Origin of the sequence: Chitinophaga pinensis DSM 2588 (genome assembly GCF_000024005.1) — a bacterium.
Classification (GTDB): domain Bacteria; phylum Bacteroidota; class Bacteroidia; order Chitinophagales; family Chitinophagaceae; genus Chitinophaga; species Chitinophaga pinensis.
In genome coordinates this window covers 3036385-3055929 of sequence record NC_013132.1, presented here as the reverse complement: position 1 = coordinate 3055929, position 19545 = coordinate 3036385, and the positions used below count along the sequence as shown (strand labels likewise).

The 19545-nt window shown below is 45.2% G+C and carries 17 protein-coding genes; 10 read left to right on the top strand and 7 right to left on the bottom strand.

Annotated elements, in window-relative coordinates; translation table 11 throughout:
• Window positions 1–21: 21 nt before the first annotated feature.
• A complete protein-coding gene (locus CPIN_RS12405) occupies window positions 22–555 on the bottom strand; it encodes a hypothetical protein (protein ID WP_148230553.1) in 534 nt (177 codons plus the stop codon).
• 273 nt (window positions 556–828) lie between these two features.
• Between CPIN_RS12405 and CPIN_RS12400 the strand changes: the two genes are divergently transcribed.
• From CPIN_RS12400 to CPIN_RS12390, 3 genes are all read left to right on the top strand, one after another.
• A complete protein-coding gene (locus CPIN_RS12400; protein ID WP_012790144.1) occupies window positions 829–1332 on the top strand; it encodes a hypothetical protein in 504 nt (167 codons plus the stop codon).
• Between the two features lie 36 nt (window positions 1333–1368).
• Window positions 1369–1593, top strand: coding sequence for a hypothetical protein (locus CPIN_RS12395; protein WP_012790143.1), 225 nt, complete (start codon window positions 1369–1371; stop codon window positions 1591–1593).
• Between the two features lie 628 nt (window positions 1594–2221).
• Window positions 2222–3163 carry a hypothetical protein gene (locus tag CPIN_RS12390; RefSeq protein WP_012790142.1) on the top strand — a complete coding sequence of 314 codons (942 nt, stop codon included), beginning with the start codon at window positions 2222–2224 and terminating at the stop codon, window positions 3161–3163.
• Window positions 3164–3218: 55 nt separating this feature from the next.
• Here the strand turns inward: CPIN_RS12390 and CPIN_RS12385 are convergent, their stop codons facing one another.
• The gene (locus CPIN_RS12385; RefSeq protein WP_012790141.1) at window positions 3219–3695 is read right to left on the bottom strand and encodes a GNAT family N-acetyltransferase; all 477 of its coding nucleotides are present in this window, start codon (window positions 3693–3695) and stop codon (window positions 3219–3221) included.
• 655 nt (window positions 3696–4350) lie between these two features.
• On the opposite strand from CPIN_RS12385, the gene CPIN_RS12380 reads away from it, so the two are divergent.
• The 3 genes from CPIN_RS12380 to CPIN_RS12370 all read left to right on the top strand — a co-directional run bounded on the left by CPIN_RS12380 (window position 4351) and on the right by CPIN_RS12370 (window position 6305).
• Window positions 4351–5211, top strand: a complete 861-nt coding sequence (locus CPIN_RS12380) for a helix-turn-helix transcriptional regulator (protein WP_012790140.1) — start codon at window positions 4351–4353, stop codon at window positions 5209–5211.
• A 94-nt stretch (window positions 5212–5305) separates the two neighbouring features.
• Window positions 5306–5800, top strand: a complete 495-nt coding sequence (locus tag CPIN_RS12375; RefSeq protein ID WP_012790139.1) for a YbhB/YbcL family Raf kinase inhibitor-like protein — start codon at window positions 5306–5308, stop codon at window positions 5798–5800.
• Between the two features lie 4 nt (window positions 5801–5804).
• On the top strand, window positions 5805–6305 hold the full coding sequence (locus tag CPIN_RS12370; protein WP_044221431.1) for a DinB family protein: 501 nt from the start codon (window positions 5805–5807) through the stop codon (window positions 6303–6305).
• 53 nt (window positions 6306–6358) lie between these two features.
• On the opposite strand, the gene CPIN_RS12365 is transcribed toward CPIN_RS12370, so the two are convergent.
• Together CPIN_RS12365 and CPIN_RS12360 are read right to left on the bottom strand one after the other, a co-directional pair.
• Complete coding sequence (locus CPIN_RS12365) at window positions 6359–6901, bottom strand: DinB family protein (RefSeq protein WP_012790137.1); 543 nt, start codon at window positions 6899–6901, stop codon at window positions 6359–6361.
• Window positions 6902–6952: 51 nt separating this feature from the next.
• A complete protein-coding gene (locus CPIN_RS12360; protein ID WP_012790136.1) occupies window positions 6953–7606 on the bottom strand; it encodes an alpha/beta hydrolase family protein in 654 nt (217 codons plus the stop codon).
• A gap of 116 nt (window positions 7607–7722) precedes the next feature.
• Between CPIN_RS12360 and CPIN_RS12355 the strand changes: the two genes are divergently transcribed.
• The gene (locus CPIN_RS12355; protein WP_012790135.1) at window positions 7723–8661 is read left to right on the top strand and encodes an aldo/keto reductase; all 939 of its coding nucleotides are present in this window, start codon (window positions 7723–7725) and stop codon (window positions 8659–8661) included.
• Between the two features lie 46 nt (window positions 8662–8707).
• Here the strand turns inward: CPIN_RS12355 and CPIN_RS12350 are convergent, their stop codons facing one another.
• The 3 genes from CPIN_RS12350 to CPIN_RS12340 form a co-directional block, all read right to left on the bottom strand.
• Window positions 8708–11092, bottom strand: coding sequence for a TonB-dependent receptor (locus tag CPIN_RS12350; protein WP_012790134.1), 2385 nt, complete (start codon window positions 11090–11092; stop codon window positions 8708–8710).
• A gap of 177 nt (window positions 11093–11269) precedes the next feature.
• Window positions 11270–14407 carry a glycoside hydrolase family 2 TIM barrel-domain containing protein gene (locus CPIN_RS12345; protein WP_148230552.1) on the bottom strand — a complete coding sequence of 1046 codons (3138 nt, stop codon included), beginning with the start codon at window positions 14405–14407 and terminating at the stop codon, window positions 11270–11272.
• Between the two features lie 28 nt (window positions 14408–14435).
• On the bottom strand, window positions 14436–14615 hold the full coding sequence (locus CPIN_RS12340; protein WP_012790132.1) for a hypothetical protein: 180 nt from the start codon (window positions 14613–14615) through the stop codon (window positions 14436–14438).
• A gap of 78 nt (window positions 14616–14693) precedes the next feature.
• Between CPIN_RS12340 and CPIN_RS12335 the strand changes: the two genes are divergently transcribed.
• The 3 genes from CPIN_RS12335 to CPIN_RS12325 all read left to right on the top strand — a co-directional run bounded on the left by CPIN_RS12335 (window position 14694) and on the right by CPIN_RS12325 (window position 19482).
• A complete protein-coding gene (locus CPIN_RS12335; RefSeq protein WP_012790131.1) occupies window positions 14694–15218 on the top strand; it encodes a DinB family protein in 525 nt (174 codons plus the stop codon).
• A gap of 36 nt (window positions 15219–15254) precedes the next feature.
• Entirely contained in the window at window positions 15255–15899 is a 645-nt protein-coding gene (locus CPIN_RS12330; RefSeq protein ID WP_012790130.1) for an NAD(P)H-dependent oxidoreductase, read from the top strand.
• 169 nt (window positions 15900–16068) lie between these two features.
• Window positions 16069–19482, top strand: a complete 3414-nt coding sequence (locus tag CPIN_RS12325; RefSeq protein WP_012790129.1) for a DUF7133 domain-containing protein — start codon at window positions 16069–16071, stop codon at window positions 19480–19482.
• The last annotated feature ends 63 nt before the right edge of the window (window positions 19483–19545 follow it).

Genomic DNA, 19545 nt, shown 5'->3' with positions numbered 1-19545 from the left:
TTTGTAAACCAGCCAGGGCAATCATTTAATATTGTTGGCTGTATTAAAGCTTTCCTGTTCTTTATGAAAGACACTTTCTTTTTCAAATACCTTGTCAAACAGCAGTTGTTTCTGTTTATTTAATTCAAGTATTTTCTGCTGTCCTGCATATAAGGCTTCACCCTTTAAACCGGACAGAGAGTCCTGGTGTGCGATCTGAATCCGATCGTAAGTATATAGTTCCTTCAGGGCCGCATAATAGTCAATAGCTGCCTTTTTTAAGGCACTCCCTTGTTTGATATCATCAACGGATAAACTATCAAGACTGCTGATCAGTCCGTTGAAAGCTTGTTCTTCTTCGTTCAGCAGGGCAAGTGCTCCCGGATAATCCTCTTTTACCAGCAAGTCTAATTTTTTAGACTCCGGGCCGTTCTTATCCAGCAGGATCTTATAGGCGACCCTTTCCTTTTGCGCAATTGTTTCTTTCAATGTGATTGCCTTGCGTGGTTCACAGGATACCAGGCTTATAAGTAAACAGGCTGTACAGAAAGACATCCATATCGTGGTCCGCTTCATTTTTAAAGTCTGATTTTTATGGGTTAATTGAGCGCGGTCGCTAATATACACAAAGGTTCTTTTAAATGCCAGTCCCCCGCTCAGTGAATGTGCGTAGGAAATGCATAAATCAAGCCATTCTGTAGCCATTGGCTGCCGGAATGAAATTCAACCTGCCGTATGGCCAGCCTTCCTATTTTATATAAATATTTATAATATTGCAGCGGATTAGCATGTACGCTGGCTATTGCGAATGCCCCTGTTCTTAATAAGCACTTAAACCCATATACCTATATGAACCTGAAAGCAATCATCATTAAAGTCGCCATCGGCCTTGCGCTCACACTGGCAGGCTGGCAATTAACGGACAAAGGACTTTCCTACCCCTCCGAGAAAGATGCCGCCATGTATGCGCAATTATGTAAAAATTCCGTGAAAACGAAAGGCCGGATATCAGAAGATTATACAACGACCAAGATAGCACTCAAGGGGACAAACGGGACCAATATGAACACCTTCAAGTATGTGTATACTGTAAACGGACAGGACTATAATGGCCAGTTTACCGTCAACATCGTCCCTTCCTATAAAGAACTTGATGTATGGTATGATCCTAATGATCCAACGGTACATTTTCACCGCGATCCATGTAAACAAGTGGATTACTATAAAGACAAAAAATATCCCCGCTGGTTTGCATTCCTGGGTATCCCCATGTTACTCATAGGCGCAGGTATGTTATACAGTATGTTTAAAAACGGTATGCGATCACTGTTTACACCGGCAGGCAGGAAATAGTGATGTAAAGTCCTACATTTGCGTTAAACAGATGAAATGGAAGATTTTGTAATTGTAGTGAATCGTGTAGAAGATTTACAGGCCACAAAGGACCTGATCGAACTGGAATTAATATTTGATAAAGCGAAACGCACAATAGTAGGCGGCATGAGCGTAATACTGGTGAGAGAGAATAGTAAAGGTAAACAGGAACGATTTAACACGATCTCTACAGAAAATGATTTTGAAGAATACCGGAAACAGGTTTTCCGTTATCTCTGATTGATGACCTGTACAACATTTTTATAGCGATTATTGACGCCCGACATATAAATGGACAAACTGAAAAGTATCAGGTTTGTCCATTTTAATTTTCATGCCGGCTATCTTTCCCAGGCATGAACACTTAGCAAAAAAAATTATGCATAGATTTTTATTCAAAGTGCTCGTTTTATGTTAAAACTTTACTAAGTTCGTATTCGTTAACCAAGACTCACTAACAACTAATACCTATACCTGAAATAGTGATTGTTTGGCCCGATAATCCAATTATTTATTCAGTTAACCACATTTCACATGAGAAAGTTATTTATCAGCAATAGCGGCGCATAGCGGTGTGTCCAACATTGTAGTATTAACATTCAATCCGACACCATTTCGTCAGATTAATACGAATTATTCCCTGATCATCAGCAATCTGTTTGCGATGACGCCTATATCTATTGTTATTTAATACCAACATGCGTTTATGAGAAAGTTATTTCCGGCAGTGTATACACTGTCCTTATCCCCTTTTACCTGTGCGTGTGCTATACGGTTTACAAAAACAATAAGGCCGGCTGGCGAGATAAAATCCGTATAACACGCTTACAATCCATAATCCCTTGTTTTCACATTAAAACACACTCCAATGAGAAAATTGCTCCTGGCAGTCGCAGTACTGTCTATTGTTCTGTTTGCATGTAAGAAAGACAAAGCACCAACAGACACTCCCAATCCGCCTGCAAACAATGGCGAAAGATTCCCCGTAAGTTTCAGTGTGACCGGTTTCCTCCAAAAACTGGAACAATTACCTAATCCTTCCGGCAGAGAAGCGGGCAACAATGGTAACCTCAGAGATTCCGCACTGGCAGGAAAAGTATCACACCTTTACTACCTGCTCTATAACGAGTCCGGTCAGTATGTAAAAGGAATACACCAAAGCGCTGATGATGCCGATTTTGGTAGTCTTGTAGACACATTGCCGGCCAATCGTTACACCATCACCCTGATTGCCGCCACCGATCCTGTGGAAATAGTGGATACCAGCTTTTACTATGGATTGCGGATCCGGATGCCGGATGCCCCTTATCCAATGAATGTTTCTGCACCAGACATATTTGTTGGTGGCGCTTATTTTACTGTAACCGGTTATGGCCCTGCACAGACAGTAGCAATATGGCCAAATCGTATTGTAGGAAGAGTGGAAGTAAATATCCTGGATGCGCCCGAAGCCAGTTGGCCCGGCGATAGCAGTGTACTGATATATACCTCTCCTGCTTACCGTTCCATCAACTATATCAATGGATATGTTGACGAGCAGATTCCTGATCCGGGTATTGTGCTGAAAAGAAACAGCCGTACAAATTTCAGTACACAGTTGCTGTCACCTAATAGCGAGCTAACTGTTACGATTGTGTATCCGGATAAAATTACGGGCGAACGTAAGGTAAAGGAAATGCGTTATGTGCCATTCTCACGTGGTTACAGAACGGTTATGTCAGGTAATATCTATAATCCATTAGGAGGCGGAACCGGCTTTGCTATTTCGCTGGATACGACCTGGTACAACTATGCAAACGTACCTTTCTGATACAAATAAAAATCAAACAGGAACCGGTGGGTGGCTTTGCTTCCTGCCGGTCCTTTTATTTCCCTGCATGTAGTATCATATCGTATCGGTGTAAGCCCATAGTATAACCGTTCTCTGTATACTTTACGGTGACGAATCCATATTGCTCAAAGAAAGTATGGCTAAACTGTGTAGTGTCCAATATGATATCGGCGCCGGCATATAATGTACGGATCTTTTCAAGCCGGTATGTCAGTAGTAGCTTCCCCATTCCCTGCCGGTGATATTTCCTGTTGATCAATCCCCATGCAAAGGTCACCCTGTTCAGTTTCTCTTCATAGACAAAACCGCCGCAGCCAATCAATATATCTCCCGATAAAACCACGTAATAGTGCCAGTACATTAGATCCTCATTCATTTTATCCAGCCAGTCCTCAAACTGAGCAATTTCTGCTGTGGCGAAATAGTCGGGCACATTGGAGATAAAAGCTTCCATACAGGCAGCCTTCCAAACAGCTGTATAATCAGTGATCTCTATATTTTCTGCTGACATCATTTTTGGGATTGAATACCTGCAAGGTAATGAAACGGCAGAGATATCAATCAGTACAATAGATGCGACGCATCAAAGTAGCCGATGACAGGGAGTAAAGGTGGACTTGATATGGTGTGCATGTACCCGCAGGTGACTAAGGACGAAAAGGAACAGGTAGTCGGCAGGAAGCATATACGGACAATAGAGAATTGACTCCAGCGTAGCACTGACAATATTTCCTGTGCAGGAATGTGCAATATGCCATTCGTGACGATTTCAGGCATTTTTGTCAGGAAACTGTTTATGCCGGTATACCTAATTTACCGGTAAAGGGTATGATAGATCTTTGTCTGGCCATACATATATTTTGTGCTATATAAATTTACCGATATTCAAGGGGAGTCCTGTTGCAACAGAGCGGAGATTATCCACAACATTACCGATTAAATGTGGATAATCAACCAGCGGAGATCATCGGATCAAACATTAAATTACAGCTATATAACAATACTCATCCCGAATATTAATCATACTCATCCTTCGTGCATTCCTTCCTTTTGAACGAAGCATCAACGAAGGATGAGTATGATCAAACAGGGGATCAATACATCACCGGAAACGCCATTTTCGTTAACTTTGCTCGATACGCTGATAATACTGCGTATGTTTATTTATGAACGAGCACGCACTGGATCCGCATACATCATTTGGAAAACAAGACGAAGGAGATATTTCCATTCTTCGTTACCGTACCAGTACGCCTGCTCCCAGAGCGAAGATCATGCTACAGCAGAACCTGATCACCTTTCTGCTGGAAGGGGAGAAAACGGTTCATTTTGCAGGCGCACAGGTAACGTTAAAGCCACATCAGTTTGTGATGCTGGCAGCGGGAAATTGTCTGATGAGTGAAAAAGCAGCAGCAGTAAATGCAGACTACCATAGTATCCTTATTTTATTTGATAATAAACTATTAGCTGATTTCTTTAACCGGCATAGGGCATTACTTAGTCAACAGACAAAAGTAGCAGATCAACCTCCCTTTCTTTTATTTGAAAAAGATACATTCCTGTTGAATTTCATACATTCTCTTGACTGTATGCTAAACGATGGTCAGCCTATCTACCATGCGTTACAAAAAGTAAAACTGGAGGAATTGTTTCTCTACCTGGCCGTACATTATCCGGGACAGATACAACAGATCAGGAATATGAGTGCCGATGCGAATGAGGACCTGGTGATCCGTCAGGCGGTTACTTCGCATATGGACAGTAATATCACCGTTGAAGAACTTGCGTTTCTATGCAATATGAGTCTTTCTTCCTTCAAGCGCAGATTCGCCCGGATTTATGACAATACGCCTAACAGGTGGTTACTGGAAAAAAGGATGGAGAAAGCAGCTAAAATGCTAAAGCAGGACAAACTGAAAGCCAGCGAAATCTTTTATGAACTGGGTTATGAAAACCTTTCCAGCTTTATTCAGTCCTTCAAACAGATCTACGGTAAAACCCCTAAACAGTATCAATTAGCAGATTGAACGTCCAGCCACACTTTCTGGACGGGCGCCTATCTTTTGCCCCCTACCCTTGCCGCTACCTTTGCATTATCATTCAAACAAAATGCAAAAGATCATGGCATTATTACCAACATTTACATTGAAAAGCAAAGAGCTTGGCGGTCAGTTGAACAATCAGCAATATGCCAATGGCATGGGCTATCAGGGAGAAAACCAGTCACCACAATTATACTGGGAACATGCACCGGCAGATACACAAGGTTTCGCTGTAACCATCTATGACCTCGATGCACCTACCGGTAGTGGCTTCTGGCACTGGGTTGTTTTTAATATTCCTAAAGACGTTCATGAATTAGTATCCGGAGCAGGCGATCCTGATAAACAGTTATTACCGCAGGGAGCAATACAAAGCAATACAGATCTGGGCATACCCGGCTATGCAGGCGCAGCGCCCAATGAAGGACCCGCACATCGTTACCTGATCACCGTGTATGCCCTTGGTAAACAACTGGAATTAGACCAACATACGACACCTGCTTTTGTTGGCTTTAATCTGCACTTCATGACGCTGGCAAAGGCATCTTTAATTGTTTATGGACAAAAGCATTAAGACGATGCATAAACAATTTTTGCTGGCTATTGCTGATTATAATACCTGGGCAAACGGCATCGCTATTGAATGGTTACAACAGATCAGTGACGAGCAATGGCAACAGGTGATCAGCAGTAGTTTCCCAAGCGTCAGACAAACAGCTGTGCATATTGCCAGTGCGGAAAAGGTATGGATTGACTTCTGGCACAATGTTGCTGATCCGGTTTATTTATCAGCCGGATTCGAGGGTAGCAGGCAGGATCTCATTACAATATGGGAAAACGCATCTGCAGGACTAAAGCGATTCATTGAAAATTGTGCAGAGGAAGATTGTCAAAGACCCGTTGTGTTCAAATGGCCAAGAGGAGGTGAAATGCAAATGGAATTTTCACAAACCTGTGTACATGTCTTCAATCACTCTACCTATCATCGGGGGCAGTTAGTCAATGCATTACGACAGGTTGGTTTTACGAAACTTTCTTCTACAGATATGGCTACTTATTATCGTGTACGACAGTCTTAAATAACTATGCCCCGATTCTGCATAACGGGGCATAGCTGTTTATATCTGTTGTATTACTTTACGCCTTTGGCAGCATCCCAGTTACCCGCCTGTTTACGGATATAGAGGATCTGTCCTGTATGATAGGCATTGTGCGTATTCATATTCGCAATATTGCCATACCAGGAGCGGAGTTTTGCTTCATCCGCTCCTTCAATCGCTTTCTCCCAGTCTGCCATTACCTGCTTTAATTGTTGCGTAATGGACGTCCAGGATGCTTCTGTAAATGCGTCAAAAGTCTGGTTATTGTTTCCGTTGAAATCGGCTTCCTTTTTCCCGTTAAACTGATCCAGCAGCCGTTTGTTCCAGAAGAGCAGGTGATAAGCCAGCTCTCCTACTGAGTGACTGGAATCAGCGGGTCTCCAGGATGCCTGCTGAGCAGTAATACCCTCAATTCCTTTTTCTACAGGTACAAACCATTCCTGTTGATCCCAGGTAGATTTATACTGCGCTAACAATACGGATTTCAGGGTAGCAGGCGCCTTCTCTTCCTTTACCTGTGCGACGGTCTGCTGAAAGCATAAGATGCTGACCAGAAGAAGTGTGTATCTGGACATAAACATGAATTTTAGGGGTTAATGTTTCAGCAAATATACGCTTATATCAGATCAGTGCTTTTCCACCCACCCTTTAGTTTCCGCCGTTAACAGCGGTATCGTGTCTTTGTTCCTGCCTGCCTTAAAAGAGTGGTCTGCGCCTTCCAGTTTCACCAGTGTAGCTTTCTTCAGGGACTTACATACAGTTGTTATCAGTTCCATAGTAGCCAGGGTATCTTTTGTTCCCTGTAAGAACAACATAGGCAGTTTAACCTCTTTTAAATGCTCCGCTCTTTCAATAGAAGGCTTACCGGCAGGATGCAGGGGGAAACCGTAAAATATGAGTCCTTTTACGTCCTGACGATGATTGACAGACAGGTACTGAGAAGACATACGGCCGCCAAATGATTTTCCTGCCGCAAAAAGCGGCAATGAAGGATATAATTCAAGCGCCTTGTCAATGGCAGTCGCGATCGTCTGATGGGCAACCGCCGGAGCGTCTGGTCTGAACTTCTTTTGCTCGGTAAACGGGAAGTTAAAACGTAGTGTCCCGATGCCTCCTGCAGCAAGCGATCCGGCCAATGTTTCCATAAATACATGTTCCATACCAGCACCTGCACCATGGGCCAGGGTCATCATACAAACAGGATTTTCAGGTACCATACATATTGCTGATACCTGTCCCAGCGAAGCCGGTAATGTCAATGACAGGGAAGTACTCACCATAACACGCGATTATATAGCCTTCAAAGATAAGCATGGCGGTGATATTTATAACAGCCGTCCCTGCACATGGCTATTTAAATGAAAAGTATTAATTTTTGATCATAAACAATAATGGTATGGATCAGGTTTCACGGCGGAAGGTCATCAAAATGATAGGGACTGCCAGTCTCAGTGTCATGGCAGCACCTTTTGCCGGTATATCCCGGACAATGACCATCCGCAATTCAACTATGTTACAACGAGAGATTCCTGTTACAGGAGAAAAACTGCCAGTGGTAGGACTTGGTACCTGGCAGCAATTTGATGTAGGACCAGATGCCAGTGCCCGTGAACCATTGATCAATGTGCTTAAAAGCATGTTGGAAATGGGGGGCCGCTTAATAGACTCGTCTCCTATGTATGGAAAAGCAGAAACCGTCGTCGGTGAACTGAGTGCCGCATCAGGGAATGCAGACAAATATTTTTATGCGACTAAAGTATGGACCAGCGGCGAGCAAAGCGGGATCCGGCAAATGAATGATTCCATGCAAAAGATGCAACTCCGCAAAATGGACCTGATGCAGGTACATAATCTGCAGGACTGGCAAACGCATCTGAAAACAATGCGCCAGTGGAAAGAAGCCGGAAAAATACGTTATACGGGTATCACGCACTATACATCCGCTGCACATGATCAGTTGGAGCAGATAGTAAAGTCTAAGGCGGTTGACTTTGTACAGTTCAACTACTCCATCAGAGAACGTAATGCAGAACGTAGTTTGCTAAAGGCGGCAAGGGACAGTGGTGTGGCGGTCATCATCAATGAGCCCTTTGACTCCGGATCATTGTTTCGTATGGTGAAAGGACAGTCTTTACCTGCCTGGGCGGCAGACTATGAGATCAACAGCTGGGCGCAGTTCTTCCTGAAGTATATACTGGCACATCCGGCTGTGACGTGTGTGATACCTGGCACTTCAAACCCAAAACATCTGGCAGATAATATGGGAGCTGGATATGGCAGCCTCCCTGATGAAAATGGTCTTCAGAAAATGCGCGCATTTGTAGAACGGCTGTAGATCGCCCGGCCAATATGACCGGGCGATTTTTTATTTACTATAAAGATCAGAATTTGTAGGAAACAGAAAGCCGGTAGTTACGTGGTGCTTCCGCCTGATAGTAATAAGCATTCAGGTAAGAATAGTAAGAACCGCTGTATAAATACTTATCAAAGATATTAAACACGTTAGCACCGATACGCAGCTTACTTCCTTCCCAGAACAGGCCACCTTCCATCTTAAAGTAATCAGGTAAGCGTTGCAGACCAACACTCCAGGTATCCGTCTCACGACCTGCCAGGTAAGTAAAGCCGGCAGAAACGCCCGCTCCTTTCAAAGCGCCGTTCAGCAACTTGTAAGTCAGCCAGGCATTTGCCACATGCTTGGAATAGCCGGGTACTACATCCCCTACTTTTATACCGGTAGCTTCAGAGATACCTGGATTTACCTTACTTACTTTCGCTTCAGTCAATGCATAGTTGGCTGTCAGATCCAGTCCCGGCAGTAATTCTCCACGAAGATCAAACTCTATACCCTGCGCTCTGCGCTGGCCGAATACGATGCTCAGACCGGAATTAGCAGGGGCATTCGGATCAGCTGTCAGTTCGTTCTCTTTCAATATGCGGTATACCGCTACAGTGGTATTCCATTTTCCATTCAGCCAGTCTCTTTTGATACCAAATTCAATATTATTGCCTGTCAATGGTTTTAACTTACCAATACTGACAGCGCCCGCCTGTGGTGTAAATGCCTGGTCATACAAACCATACACAGCAGTGAAATCGTCAATAGAAACACTCAGTCCCACACGCGGCGTGAAACGTTTTGCTTTCGATGTTGTACCAAAGTCAGACTGACTGATGTAGGTATAACGACCTGCCAGTGTTAATCTTATCCTGTTGTTCAGGAAGCCCAGTTCATCCTGCAGGTAAAGGCTGGAATAATTGGAGTTAATCAGACCAAATCCCGCCGCCGCTCTTGCTTCCAGGCTTGAAGTACGATCATATACCGGATACCCGTTGGAAGGATAATCGAGGTTGGGATGATTGGGATCAAAAGGAGCAGATCCTGTATCCAGTGAATGCGTCTGTGCGTAGTCAGCGGTATATCGCTTATCACCCAGATCAATACCTGCTAAGATCTTGTGTACGACAGGGCCGGTAGTTACTTTGCCATTTAAGAAGATCTGGCCCAGGGACATCGCGCTTTTAGCTTCCCATATACCGACATTCCTGTAATATCTCCCATCTGCTTCCACGGAATCAGCCCACATAGAAGTACCATCCTGGCTATATTTATAATAGGCAGCCTGGGCAGTCAGTTTCCAGTTTTCATTGATCTGATGCTGGAGATTCACGGTAAAACTGTGGTCATTGATCTTCGTTGGTGGCAAACCGGAAGGCAGATCAGAGAGATCCCTTGGTAATGCACCATATCCTTTAGGCGTGAATATATAGTAAGAACCGACGTCTGACATATTCGCACGCTGGTAAACATATTCTACCGTTAATTTCGTCTTATCGTCTACCTGGTATGAAAGTACCGGAGCAATGGCATAACGGTCATTAAATTCATTGGCACGGAAGGAACCTTTGTTCTGTCCGGAGAGGTTGAGACGATATAACAGTTTGCCGTCTTTACTCAATTTACCATCCAGGTCCAGTGACGCACGGTTAAGGTTAAAGCTACCTACGGTATAGCTAAACTCGTTTTTAGTCTGACCGGTCGGCTTTTTAGTCACTACATTGTATAATCCGCTTGGATCACCGGCAGAGATCATAAAACCCGCAGGTCCTTTTACAAATTCAATGTGATCAACAAAGCTCATATCTTCTGTCAGTGGTCCCCAGTAGGAACTCACGACGTTGAAACCATTCCGGAAAGCCTTTATCTGTGAACCACGCATGGTAATGTTTGTATATAAGTCGCCCCAGTGTTCTAATCTTACTGCACCGCTCACGTTACGGATGATCCCATCACTCATGCTGATGATCTGCTGTTCCCTGATAGACTGTGCTGACACAACCTGGATATTCTGTGCCACCTGGATCAGTGGTTCCTGTAAACGCAGGGACTGAGATGGGTTATCCATCTTCACACTGTTGCTACGGGCATTTACCATTACTTCTTTCAGCTGGGTATTACTCAGGTCCAGTTCAAAATTAATTATCTCATTCTGGCCGGCGTTAACCGTTACCTGTTTCTCCTGCGAAATGATGTTAACAGCACTGACACTGATTGTATAAGTACCAGGATTAATACGATTAATACGGAAGTTTCCTTTATCAGTGGTCGTAGCGCCATATGATGTCCCCTTGACACCTACGGTTACATACGCTACCGGTTCACCATTTTTAGTGCTTACAATACCGCTGATACTGCCGTGTTGCTGTTGTGCATTGACAACTGAAGTCAGGAAAAGGAGGAAAAAAACAGCTTGTAGTCGTCTCATGATTATTTACTGGATTCTGGTTGATGTAAAAGAGACTACAAAGAAATAATAAAATGAAAAGGGGATTTGTTACCAGGTGGTGAATTTCCGGATAGCGTAAATCTTTTTCCGGATAGCGTAAGGGGTAAAAATAAAAAAAGTCCGCCTGACGGCGGACTCTCTACAGGTCAAACAACTTTATTCAGACTGTCCCAGCCAGAGATCATAACTGAATGTAGTAGGTTTTGCATATACCATGTAGGGAGGTAACGGACGTGGTCCGCAACCATTTGAGCCCACCCCCAGGGTATATCTGCTGATGGTCAGTACGGTACTGCTTACCGGCGGAAGATCTATCTTATATCCGATAGGTTCCATCTCTTCATCGGTATATGGTAATGCGGATACCTGCATCGGTTCAGCCACACTACTTACCCGTAATACTTTACCAGTACCAGCGCTCAGCGTTGCCCAACGTACGTCTTCGTGATTACCTGCTTCCATTGGTTTTTCATAAGGCGTCAGCTGTTGTACCACTGTGCTGTTATAAATACCAAGCGGGAAACCGCTCTTTCTGTCACTATAGTTTTCCAGCGGACCACGACCATAGAAGGAGAACTGATCCAGCTGAGGGTTCAGGAGCATCCTCACGCCCAGACGCGCTATGACAAGTGTTGTGTCACTGGATGTGACATTGTTCAGAGCGCGTATCTGTCCGTTGTTACTGATCATATAAAGAGCACGATGACGTACGACGAAATCATTCTTTCCTTTCCCGGTGAGATTGACAGTGATGCACAATACATTGGCTGAATCCTTTACAAGCGGAGTTCCTTCCACTTCCCATTTCAGGTCTCTCAGACCAGCTTTCTGCCAGCCTTCATCTGCCCACATATCATCTATTCTGTGCGGTGCACGCCAGAGATGGAGTCTTGGTCCGCCGCTTTGATTCAGCAGCTCCTTACCATTGCTGGTCATCTTAGAGAAAGTACCCTTATGTTTATCGAAAGTAAGCGCAAAGCCTTTTCCGCTTACCTGGATCGTACTATCGTCTGCTTTCCATACAGGAAGTGCTGCAGCTGCCATACCAGAAAAGGTAGCAAAAGCGCCGGCGCTCAGCTGTAATTGCTGGGCGGCAATTTCGAAATTCTTACCCGACCATAAAGATGCCTGCTTCGTGAAGAATGATACATTCAATAAATATTCTGCACCTGCCTGTAACGCTTTCAGCGGCAATTTAACTTGTTTTTCATTCCCTGCCGGCACATTCATATCTGTAATAAGACCACTATCCACAGCTACACCATCCTTCAGCAAAGCCCATTTGCCATGGAATGCATCTAGGCTGATGAACTGATAGCGGTTACGGATGCTGATCAGACCATTAGACAGATCTGCACCTTTCACTGAGATCCATTGATAAGCATGTTTCAACTCAGGATAATGCGGTTTAGGCGATCTGTCAGAAGCGATTACTCCTTTATGGATAAAGTATCTATCGTTAGGATATTCACCAAAACCACCGCCATAAGCAGTGATCGGGTGTGTTCTGTTACGTCTGTTCCATAATCCCTGATCCTGCCATTCCCAGATACAACCACCCAGCAGGGAAGGATACTGGTCAAACAATTCATTATAGAGATCTACTGAACCCATGGAGTTAAACATCGCATGTGCATACTCACAGAGATAGAAAGGTTTGGTAAAATCCTTATTTTCTGCGATCTGTTTTACTTCACCGGTTCCGGTGTACATGCGGCTATCAATATCAGCCGGATTGTTTTTACCGATACCAAAGCCTTCATAATGTACCGGTCTGTCCGGATCGATCTGTTTAACGGCCTGTAATGCGGCACGGAAGTTAGTACCCCCATCACCACACTCATTGCCAAGCGACCAGATAATAACGGAAGGATGATTTTTGAAGTTCTCCGCGTTCGCAATGTTACGATCAATGATGGCATCTTTGATAGACGGTTCTTCGTTGAATTCATTCATCGCGCCATGACATTCCAGGTTGGCTTCTGCCAGGACGTATAAACCATATTTATCACAGAGTTCATACCATCTCGGATCGTCTGAATAGTGACAGGTTCTGACGTGGTTACAATTGGCCTGTTTGATCAGCACCAGGTCACGGATCATCTGTTCTTCATTCAGGCTATGCCCTGTTTCCGGAAAATGTTCGTGCCTGTTTACACCTTTCAGCTTTACAGGTACACCATTTACCAGCAATGACCTGCCTTCGATCTTTACTTCTCTGAAACCGGTAGGCGTGCTTAAAAGCTCCTCTCCCAATGTCAGGACGGTTGTATAGAGATTCGGTGTTTCGGCGGTCCATTTCTGCGGATTATTGACCGCTATACTGAGCTGTACTATTTTCTCCTCACCAGCCTGCAAAGCAGGTACGTTGGCACTGCCAGTGGCGACTACCACCGTCTTGCCAGCTTCATATAGTTTTACATCCAGTTTACGGGCAGCAGCAGGCGATTGGCTGTAGTTTTTCACCTTTGCATTGACCAATAAAGTGGCGTTCTTATAGCCGGCATCAAATACAGTTTTAACGTTGAAGTCACGAATATGTTGCTGTGGCGCATTCCACAGATACACACTTCTGAAGATACCGCTGAGCCGCCACATATCCTGGTCTTCCAGGTAGCTGCCAACCGTGTATTGGTATACTTCGACCGCAACGGTATTCTTTCCCGGCGTTACAAAGTCCGTCACATCAAACTCGGCCAGGTTACGGCTGTTTACACTGTAACCAACTTTACGGCCATTGATCCACAGGAAAAAGCCCGCATCAACACCCTCAAAGCCAATAAAGACCTTTTTACCCTTCCAGGTGGCAGGTAGCGTAAAATCGCGGCGATAGCTACCTACAGGGTTTCTTTCTGTAAATGCGGTGAAGTTCTTTGGCGGGGTACTCATTACCCTGGGAAAGTTCTTCTGAAAAGTATAATTGTAGTTACTGTAAAAGGGCGTGCCGTAGCCCTTCACCTGCCAGTTGGAAGGAACGGTGATGGTATCCCATCCGGATACATTGTAAGTTGGTTTATAAAAGTCCACCGGTCTTTTCTGTGGCCAGGAAACCCAGTTGAACTTCCATGTACCATTTAACAACAGACTTCGGGAAGAAGCCTTCCTGTTTCCTTTAAGCGCCTCTGTGAGATTACTGTAAGGCATGAGCGTTGCATGAGCTGCCTCCTTGTTGATACCTGTAATACGTGGATTTTCAATTTCCACCGGAACGTCCCCTGTCTCTTTCGTCTGTGCGGCGGCTGTTAGCCACTGTGACAGCAGGAGCATTCCTAAAAGTCTGATTTTAAAAAACATTGTTGTGTTTTGATATAACTGTTAAACCCTAAAAGCATTTTAGTTCCGCCAGATGCGTGTAGCTACCATTGTAACTTTCCAGGATCACGATCTTCACGTAACGTACGTCCCGAAAGGTAGTAAGAAATTTTGGCTGATTCTCCTTTACGTTTGCCAGTGAAAAAGCAGCGGCGTCTTCCCAGCTCACCTGTAACCGCATGGGAGCCATACAGGTGATGCCTGTATGGCATGGGAGCAATTACAACAGGAATTTCCATACATTTGACACGGACATATTCATTACACTATGAAAAGAACTGAATGGTTTAAAAGGAAATTTCCTGTTATCGAAGACAACGGTCTGTTGCCCGCTATTATAGAAAGACTCTGTGGTACACCCGCCCGTGTGGAAGAGATCATCGGCGCCTTGGATACTGAGCTCCTGACATTGAAAGATGATGGCAAATGGAGCATCAAAGAAGAGATCGGGCATCTTGGTGATATGGAACCCTTGTGGTCAGGCAGAACGGATGACCTGACACATGGCGAGACCGAACTGAGAGTAGCTGATCTTACTAATCAGACGACCCATAATGCGGACCATAATTCCACAAAGACTATTGTTCTCCTGCAAAGGTTCAGAGAACAAAGAGAAGCCTTTGTAAAGAAACTTTCTGCGCTGACAGATGAACAGTTAGAAAAGACGGCCCTGCATCCAAGACTGAAAACGCCTATGCGCATCATTGATCTGGCCTACTTTGTAGCAGAGCATGATGATCATCACCTGGCGCGGGTGAGAGTCGTGATAGACAACCATGTGCAACACCATTAACAACTGATCCCGATAAAACAATCTGTAACAGACAACATGATAGTTACGGCAAAAAAGATACTGATCATCAATGGTTCCCTTCGTGGCACAACAGGCAATTCAGCCGCTGTGGCAATTGCAGCCGTAAAAATACTGGAACATGACCTGCAACAGGCCGTAAAACAGCTCACACTTGCAGCGCCGTTGCCGTCAGTCCGGGAGGTATATGATCTGTTAGTAGATTGTGATGCGTTTCTGGTGATCAGCGGTGTATACTGGAATAACTGGAGTTCCCCGTTACAGCGTTTTATAGAAGTCATGACTGCATTTGAAAATACGCCTGCCTTTTTCGGCAAACCTGTCGCCTGTGCAGTCACAATGGATTCTGTGGGTGGTATTGAAGTGACTGCCAGGTTACAGGCTGTTTTTGGCGGATTAGGTTGCTGGAGTCCGCCATGTTCTACCCTGGTATTATCACGCACAGGACAGGAAGCCATGACAGCATCTGCTGGTCAGGAGGAAGATCCTAATGAAGATGTATGGCGGATGGCAGATCTCTCTATTGTATTGCAAAATCTGACTACGGCCGCCGGTATGTCCCGCGACAAATGGATGGCCTGGCCACATAGCGAGTTAAGTATTCCCGATGGTCCCTGGCCGGAAAATGGCCCCCTTGATATGGGATCACCGAAATTTCTTTAGTCATCCCTTGCCAACCGGATGATTCAATCAATAACATTATACATTACCGTTGAATGTCAAAATAGCAGGCGATTCCATTCAAAAAAAATATTCCATTGTCGATTTTTTTTAACCTATCTTAATCGGTCATGCAAAAAGTGTGTACAACCGACAATTATTGCTTCCTCATATGAAAAAACTGCTTGCTTTAAAAGGTCCTATTCTGGCATCACTGCTTTTTTCTGCGGCCTGTCTCACCGCCTGTAAACAAGATTCCGGCCCCGCAGACAAGCGGATCAAACGGATGGATACGACGCTTACAGCTCACCTGGCGGACTCAATCACCAGTATTGTGAAACCTGAACTGGCGGAAGGACTTTCCCTTAGTCTCTGGGGGATTGATTCGCTTGTGATCTCTCCTATTGGTATCGATATAGATGATCAGGGACGTGTATACTATACGACTACTGACCGGCAAAAACATTCCGAATTTGATATTCGCGGACACCGGGACTGGGAGATACCATCTATCAGTCTGCAAACCGTAGAAGACCGCCGCGCCTTCCTGCACAAGGAGTTATCTCCTGAAAACAGTAAACGGAACCTGTGGCTGGAAGATCTTAATGGCGACAGTTCTCACGACTGGCGTGACCTGGCCATAGAAAAAGAACATGTATACCGCTTAGATGATATTACCGGAGACGGAGTCGCTGATCAGTCACAAATGGTTGTAGATGATTTTCACGATGAAGTGACTGACGTTGCCGGTGGTGTACTGAGTGACGGCGATGATCTGTACCTGGCTGTCGCGCCTGACCTCTGGCGTATTAGAGATAAAAACCACGATGGTATTGCAGATGAAAAGACTTCTATCTCTCATGGCTATGCCGTTCATGTGGGCTTTAGCGGCCATGGTATGTCAGGTGTGGAAATGGGGCCTGATGGGCGTATCTACTGGCAGATAGGTGACATCGGTTTTAACGGCAAAGGCCCTGATGGTAAAGAATGGTCTTTCCCTAACTGTGGCGTATTAGCCCGCTCCAATCCCGATGGCAGCGATTTTGAAATCTATTCATATGGTATCCGTAATACACACGAGTTTGCCTTTGACGAATATGGTAATATTATCAGTGAAGACAATGACGGCGACCATCCTGGTGAAAAGGAACGCCTGGTATACCTGGTAAATGGTGGCGATCAGGGCTGGCGCAGCAACTGGCAATATGGTAAATATAATGATCCGGACAACAACACCTATAAAGTATGGATGGATGAAAAGATGTACCTGCCCCGTTTCGAAGGACAGGCGGCTTACATTACTCCCTGCATCAGTAATTTTGTAAGTGGTCCGGCTGGTTTTGTATACAATCCTGGTACAGCATTAGGCCCTGCTTATAAGAATACCTTCTTTGTGGCAGAGTTTGTAGGCAATCCATCCAACTCCGGCGTACACGCCTTCAAACTGAATCCTAAAGGCGCCACTTTCGAACTGGGCGAACATAAGAAAGTACTGGGGGGCATACTGGCGACCGGTATTGATTTTGGTCCGGATGGCGCACTCTATGTAGCTGACTGGATAGATGGCTGGGATACCCATAACTATGGACGTATCTGGAAACTGGATGATAAAAAAGACGCTGCCAGTGCTGAACGTAAATTAACCAAAGCACTGCTGGCAGAAGATTTCAGCAAACGTAAGGAAGCCGATCTCGCTGGCTTACTGAACAACCCGGACATGCGTGTACGTATGAAAGCCCAGTTTGAACTGGTAAAACGGAAGGAAAAGGGCGCACCATTGTTTGAACAGGCATTGAAACAAACAGACAATCAACTGGCAAGGGTACACGGCATATGGGGATTGAGCCAGCTGGCACGTCAGGATAAACAATATGCGAAAGCTTTATTACCACTCCTGAAGGATAACGATCCGGAGATCCGGGCCCAGGCAGCCAAATGGCTGGGAGATATCCGTTACAAAGAAGCAGGTGCAGCACTTGTGCCATTATTAAAAGATACTGCCAGCCGTGCACGTTTCTTTGCAGCAGAGGCACTGGGTAGAATAGCATATGCACCTGCGGTACAACCACTGATTGCATATCTTGAAGCCAATAACGATGTAGACGCCTATCAGCGTCATGCCGGTACGCTGGCATTGTCGCGTATAGGAGAGGCAGCGCCATTGATCGCATTGGCCAACAATCCTTCGCGTGCGCTGCGTATAGCGGCAGTCGTAACACTCAGAAGAATGAGTCATCCGGGTATTGCGGCATTTCTGAATGATAAAGATGAATTTGTCGTAACAGAAACTGCCCGTGCCATCAACGATGATCTGTCTATTAAAGATGCTTTACCGGCACTGGCCAAACTGCTGGTCACTACTTCCTTTAAAAATGAAGCCCTGATCCGACGTGCAATCAATGCGAATCTGCGGGTAGGTACAGACAGTGCACTAAATAATCTTCTCTCCTACGCACAAAAAGCGGGTAGCCCTGCTCCTATGCGTGCAGAAGCTATAGACGCACTGAGTGTATGGGCTAAACCATCCGTACTGGATCGTGTAGATGGCCGCCTCAGGGGAGAAATAAAAAGAAACGCAGCTCCGGTAGTGCATCTTTCCACCTCTCCGCTTACCGCCTTATTAAAAGACAAAGAGTTACCGGTACGTATCAGCGCTGCCAGAGCGATTGCCAAATTACAGATCAAACAGGCAGGAACATCATTGCTGGCGGCTGTACAGGCAGACCACGATGCTGATATGCGCGTTGCCGCATTAGAAGCGCTGGTCGCCTTACAGGACGCAGGTATGGAACAGGGTATTACAGCCGCCCTGACTGACAAGGAGAAAGCGGTACGTGTAGCAGGTCTTGATCTGTTGGGTAAAATGCATATCTCTGAAAACGTGATGGTAAAACTGCTCATGGGCGTGATTGCCAATAAAACGGTGGAGGAAAAACAGGCAGCCCTGCTGACACTGGGTAAACTGCCACAACAATATGTGGAAAAACCACTGAGCGAATTACTGGATAAAATGGCTGCCGGACAACTGGATAAAGGTATCTATCTTGAGTTAGGAGAAGCAATTGATAGCAGTCGTTCCAGCGCACTGGCTACCCGTTATAAAACAATCAATAGCAAAGTATCGCCGGACGATCTGATGGCTTCCTACAGCAGTTGTCTGCTTGGAGGCGATCCTAAACGTGGCAGGCAGATATTCTTCCACAACCAGAATTCACAGTGTATGCGCTGTCACTCGTATGATGACCGGGGAGGTAACGCAGGTCCCAGACTGAACGGCGTTGCCGGACGGATCACCAGAGAGCAGATATTGCAGGCACTTATTACACCGAGTGCAAGACTGGCTCCTGGTTTTGGTATGGTGACGCTTGAGCTGAAAGATGGTAAAAAACTGACCGGCATCCTACAGGGAGAAACCAAAACAGCACTAAAGATCAAAGAAGGACAGGAAGAACGCACCATCGCCGCCGACCAGATCGTCAATAAAAAATATGCGGAGTCCAGTATGCCGGATATGAAACTGCTGTTGTCAAAGAAAGAAATAAGGGACGTGGTAAGTTTCCTGGCGGAACAGAAAACGGACAATTAATGATAGCATAAGCCAATACTGTAAAAGGCCTTCTCACAAGAGAAGGCCTTTTTTGTTTATATG